Source organism: bacterium (assembly GCA_040753555.1).
GTDB lineage: Bacteria > UBA9089 > UBA9088 > UBA9088 > UBA9088 > JBFLYE01.
Map to the genome: position 1 here is coordinate 1 of JBFMDZ010000132.1, position 6099 is coordinate 6099.

Below are 6099 nucleotides of genomic sequence, written 5' to 3' on the forward strand. Positions count from 1 at the left end.
CTTGATTTTGTCTTCTGAAATATCTTCTATCATTCTATCTATTATATATATCGGTTTTTAAGAGGGTTAAACTTTAGATTTTTTTTTTGGAAATTCAATTCCTATTGCAAGGTAGCGGAAAATGGGATGTTAAAGAAAAATACTAGATATTAACAAGGTTTTTTAATAAGAGGAAGTGTTACATTTCTTATTACCCTCAGTCTATTCAAAACCATAGGAAAAATTACGGAACCTCTGTTAATTCTTCTTGTTCAGTAGTTAAGGTAGTAAGGAGCAAAATTTAAAAATTTGCCAAAGTTGAGTATTTTAATCTTCTTGTATTTTTTCCAATTTTTCAAGCATCTTTTCAAATTGGTATGATGAATCTTTCGCTAATTTAACAAGGGCTTCAACAAGGTTTTCTTTTACCCCTGTGGGATTTATAAGAAATAGGCAATTTAGCAATTCGGAAAATGCTTCCTTATTAAAATAGAAGATGCCTTCATATTCATTAAGATGGATGTATTTTTGGACAAGGTTATCTTGCAATAGACCTTTTATATCAGAATCCCAATCAGGATGAGAGGATAAAATAGAGATTAAAATGCCTTCCCTTTCATTGCATTTTACCTCTTCCTTCCTTTTTTTAAGATACCACAATGACAATATGTCCAGAAACCCAAAATATTTTTGAGGAATCCTTCTTTTTATCTCCTCCTTAATAGAGAATTTTTTCATCTCATACTCAATATTTAAAATACCGGCTCCATTAAGGGAGGCACAAAAAGAGCCTATCATTCCATCCTTATCAAAAACCTCTCTAAAATCAAGGAATATGTGATACTTAAATGCCTCTAATTCAATGTATAGCCCCTTTTCTGAAAGCTCATTTGCACTCCTTATATACTCTAAGTGAGATTTGTGGTCTCTGAAGATATAGTAATAGCCATCATCCCTTTTTAAAGATAAGCAATCGCACAAATCCATTTGAATAAGCCTTTTTCCCTCAAGCCTTGCAGATGATATTTCAATGAAGCCCGATGTGCTTGCATATTTGTTGTGATAAACAACAATAGCCCTCTCATTTCCAAATTTATTGGTATATACAAAGACATCCTCATTAACATAGCCCTCCTTTGTATAGAGGTCAAAGAGATAGAAATTAGAGACACCACTAAATAAATATCTTTTTTTAAGCAAGGGAAAAATTTCCCTTTTATGCCTTTCAACAAGGTTTAAATCAGGGGTTTCGTCCCAATAAGGCTTTTTATACTCCATCCCATATTTTTCATTAAACCCCTCAATCTGGCCATGTGAAAACATAGGAAGACCTGGCAATGTTACCATCATTAAACAGGTGCCAAAATACTTATCATCCTTGCCAAATTGGGCAATGGCTGTCTCCTCATCTGGATTGCTCATAAAATTGACAAACCTTTCCAAAATTCTTGGGTTATACTCCAAAACATTCTTTATAACAGAACGATACTTTGCATTATCCTCCATCTTTAGCATATTCATAAAGGAAGAGTTATAAACCCTGTGCATCCCCAATGTTTTAACAAAATACCCCTCCATAAGCCAGAATGCCTCTGCCAGAAGGAGGGTATCAGGAATTTCAGATGCTACTCTGTCTACAACCTCTCTCCAGAATTCCTGCGGGAATACATTATCAAATTCATCTTTTGAAATCCCAAATTCAGCCCTTGAGGGGATTGCACCACCAGAGCCTGGAAATGGAAACCAAAGCCTTTGATAATGGAATTTTGTAAGGGTCATTGCCGCATCAAACCTGATGATGGGAAATTTCCTTGCACAATGAAGGATTGTTTGAATTACAGCCTCCCTTACCTCCTCCTTTAAAAAATTTAGCTGGGCTGTATCATTCCATGGCATATGCGTTCCATCATTTCCATGATAGATGTATTTTACATCGCCTGTCCAATGGTCAACACGCTTAAATACAACAGCCGCATCGCTTCTTCTTAAATATCCATCTTCAAGATATATTCCAACCCTTTCGTCATTTGAGAGATTAGGTCCATTAAAGGAATACCCTGGGAATGGTGGATGATTTAGCTGAATAAACCAATCTGGATGCTCAATTACCCATTTTGAATAAATGCCAATGTGATTAGGAACCATATCGCCTGCCAGCCTTATTCCCCTTTGCCAACAACGAGCCCTTAAATTTTCAAAGGAAGCTTCTCCACCCAAATCCTGGGCAATTACATAGTCATAGAGGGAATAGGCAGATGATACAGCCTCTGCATTTCCCGTCATTTGTTTGATTTTACAAGAAGCAGGAGATCTTTCCCAAAGACCAATGAGCCAGATTGCATTAAATCCATAGCTTGCCAGCTCATCCAATTCTTCGTCAGGAACCTCATTAAGCCCTTTTATCCACCTTTTATATTTCCTGGACAATTGCTCAAGCCAGACATATGTATTCTTTGCAAGCATAACAACCTTTGGCATCCAGAAAGCATCTTCACTAAACCTTTCATAATCAGGACCAAACCCTTTTAAAAAATCCCCTTTAAAATCCAATGCCTTGAGGGGGCCTTTCCCCATCATCCTTAAAGCCTCTTCCTCCTTTATTAGGTCAATGCCAAGGAGGAGGGATTCTAATAGCTCCTTTGGAAGGAGATATGCCCAATTATCCTTGATATATGAAAGCTGTCCGCTTATTGATGTTGGAAAAAGCCTTTGTGGTGTATTTAACATTTCAGCCAGGCTCTGGTCAAATGGGCCAAATAAAGGCATATCCATAAAATATTCAAAGATACAACCCTTTATCTCTTCGTATTTTATTCTTTTAAGGGAAAATAGCCTTTTGTATAAGGAAAAGGATGGGTTTTCATAGGCAAAGGATAAAAGGAGAAGCTCCTCAATTACATCCTCTCTTTCCAATTGAAATTCATCTATAAATTTTGCAATAGTTTCCTTAAAGTGAGAAACCCTGGTATCTATCCAGATAAAGCTATCATTAAATACATTTTTTTCCTTATCCTCTCTATATTTTAAGCAAATATGATGAAATATTCTGTGAATTAAGATAATGGCATTAAGAGAGGATGCACTTTTATTTAGGGCTTTAGCAATCTTTCTTATGGAATATAGGGAAAAATCAGAAATTTGATATTTTTCTTTTGCCTTTTTTGCTATATGAAATATGTCTTTCATTCCTTTATTTTTATAAGCTTTTCAAGATATTCCACATCTATCTTGTCTTTCTGCCTTCCTGTCTTTTTTAGTTTGATTAAATCTTCTAAACAGGGGACATTCATGGCAAACCCCCTTTCTTTTAAAACTTCCTTTCTTTTAAACATATCTTCAAATTGAAGGGATTCTCCTTCTATATTCACTATCTGCTTTGGCCTGAATACATCTATTGTAATTTCATTCTCTAATTTAAACATAAAATGCTTTTTCATATCTTTGGGCGCTACAGAAGGGTATAGCTCAAATTCGCTTGCTATTTTCAAAAATATGCTTGTGTTTTCTTTTCCTCCATCAATATAAAGGTCATAATCCATTGTTCCTACAGGGATGCCATATATAATCATTGCTTGTCTTCCAATAAGAAGATACCTTACTCCTCCTTTATGGATAGCTTCAAGAAACTTTAAAGGGTTTGTCATCTTTTTTTAATTTACTTAACTTAATGGCAGCCAAGGTGTGTTTATATCCTATCTCTAACCTCTTCTTAACGCCAAATTTAGAAAACCACCTAATCAGCCTCTCTATATGCTCTGTTTCCTTTTCAAAATCTTCTGGGTATAAGGTATCCTTCATTATGACACTATAACGATAATCTTTAATTTTGTCAATTTACTTATTAGAGGGAAATTTGGTAAAATAAGGCTATGGAAATAAAGGAAGAAATAGAAAAATTAAGGGAAGAAATAAGGGAGCACGATTATAGATACTATGTCCTTTCATTGCCTGTTATCTCAGACTATGAGTATGACCAGCTTCTTTCAAGGCTTAAAAGGCTTGAGAGCGAACACCCTGAATTGATAACAGCTGATTCACCAACACAGAGGGTATCTGGAAAGCCTCTGGATGAATTTTTAAAGGTAGCTCATAAAATTCCAATGCTCTCCCTTGATAATACATACTCATTTGGGGAGGTACTAGAATTTATAGAAAGGGTTAAAAAAGGCTTGGGATTTGAACCAGAATTGGTTTGTGAGCTTAAGATTGATGGCGTTGGTGTATCATTGGTCTATGAAAATGGAATATTTACAAGGGGAATAACAAGGGGGGATGGTAATGTTGGCGATGATATTACTATGAACCTTAAGACAATATCGTCCCTTCCCTTAAGGCTTATTGGAAAGGCAGGAGAATACCTTGAGGTAAGGGGAGAAGTTTATCTTCCAAAGGGAGGGCTTGATATAATAAATGAAGAAAGGATAAAAGAAAACCTTCCTCCATTTGTAAATACAAGGAATGCAGCATCTGGTTCTCTCCACCTACTTGACCCATCTATTGTTGCAAAGAGGCCATTAAGAATCTTCATCCATACACTTGGCTCCTCAACCCTGCCCTACAAAACACATTACGATGCCTTAAATAGCTTTTTACAATTTGGCTTGCCTGTGAATCCTAATTTTATCATTACAAAGGATACCTCAAAGATAAAAGAATATTATGATATTTGGGAAAAAAGTAGTAAATCATTGGATTATGATACAGATGGCGTTGTTCTAAAAGTAAATCAATATGAGCTTCAAAATTTGCTTGGGACTACAGCAAGAAGCCTAAGGTATGCAACTGCATTTAAGTTTAAGGCAGAAGAGGCTTCCACAAGGCTTTTGGATATAAAGATTCAGGTTGGCCGTACTGGATGCCTTACACCTGTTGCTATTTTAGAGCCTGTTAAGCTTGCTGGTGCAATAATATCAAGGGCAACATTGCACAATGAAGATGAGATAAAGAAAAAGGATATAAGAATAGGTGATAGGGTAATTGTTGAAAGAAGCGGAGATGTTATCCCAAAGGTTATAGGTGTAATTCCATCCCCCAAAAGAAACAAGCCCTATGAATTTCCAAAAACCTGCCCTGTTTGTAATTCTCCTGTTGTAAGACAGGAGGATGAGGCAAGAATATATTGCACAGGGATAGGTTGTTCTGCCCAGATAAAAAGGCGTATTGAATACTTTGCCTCTCGTTCCTGCCTTGATATAGATGGCTTGGGAGAAAGGGTAGTTTCGCAATTGGTAGATTATGGCTTACTCAAAAGAATAGAGGATATATATAAATTAAAAAAGGAGAATTTAGCATCTCTTCCTGGATGGGCTTCTAAAAAGGCAGAAAACCTTATAAACGCAATAATAGAAAGCAAGAAAAAGCCATTAAATAGGCTTATAAATGGACTTGGAATCCCAGGGGTTGGCTCTACAACATCCATTCTTTTAGAAGAAACATTTGGCTCTTTAGATAATCTTATGAAGGCATCTTATGAAGATTTAATTTCCATTTATGAAATAGGGTCAAGGACAGCAGAAGGGATAATCTCATTCTTTTCCCAGGAAGATGTTATAAAATTGATTAAAGCCCTTAAAGATTATGGTCTTAATATGGAAAGTAAAGAAAAGAAAGAGCTTCCCTATAAAGAAAAGGAATTTGTAATAACAGGGACAATCCCTGGAATAACAAGGGATTCCCTAAAGAAGACAATTGAAGAGCTTGGTGGAATTGTTAAAGAAAGTATCTCAAAGAAAACAAGCTATTTAATAGTTGGAGAAAAGCCAGGAGGAAAGCTTAAGGAAGCAGAAAAGATGAATATCCCAATAATTGATGGAAATTCCTTTACAACAGAACTTCTCCCAAATTTAAACAAAAAAATCAGCGTAACATATTGATTTATAAGGAGATACGCTAATAATTGGATTTTATATTTCCTAGCTACAATTTAGTAGTTTTATCTCTAATCCTTGTAATATCTCTGTCTGTATATAGAAGTAGGAAGTAAATGTTTCTTATTACCTGCATTCAACAGCAAAATTCATAACATATTGATATTATTACACTTAATTTTTGAGATTGTCACTACATATTGATTGATTTCTCTATTTCACTTCCCTAATTATCCTGGGTGGAGATTTTACC

General features: G+C 35.4%; 4 protein-coding genes. 1 reads left to right on the forward strand and 3 read right to left on the reverse strand.

The window, feature by feature from the left end:
• Positions 1–306 precede the first annotated feature (306 nt).
• The 3 genes from AB1630_09675 to AB1630_09685 are packed head-to-tail and all read right to left on the reverse strand — an operon-like array spanning position 307 to position 3777.
• Complete coding sequence (locus tag AB1630_09675) at positions 307–3165, reverse strand: alpha-amylase family glycosyl hydrolase (GenBank protein ID MEW6104058.1); 2859 nt, start codon at positions 3163–3165, stop codon at positions 307–309.
• Positions 3162–3623 (reverse strand): hypothetical protein, encoded by a 462-nt coding sequence (locus AB1630_09680; protein ID MEW6104059.1) that lies wholly within the window; start codon positions 3621–3623, stop codon positions 3162–3164. Before AB1630_09680 ends, AB1630_09675 begins: the two co-directional genes overlap by 4 nt.
• Entirely contained in the window at positions 3598–3777 is a 180-nt protein-coding gene (locus AB1630_09685; GenBank protein MEW6104060.1) for a hypothetical protein, read from the reverse strand. The genes AB1630_09680 and AB1630_09685 overlap by 26 nt, the downstream gene beginning before the upstream one ends.
• A 71-nt stretch (positions 3778–3848) precedes the next feature.
• Between AB1630_09685 and ligA the strand changes: the two genes are divergently transcribed.
• Positions 3849–5852: an NAD-dependent DNA ligase LigA gene (ligA, locus tag AB1630_09690; GenBank protein MEW6104061.1), complete on the forward strand. Its 2004-nt coding sequence runs from the start codon at positions 3849–3851 to the stop codon at positions 5850–5852.
• The last annotated feature ends 247 nt before the right edge of the window (positions 5853–6099 follow it).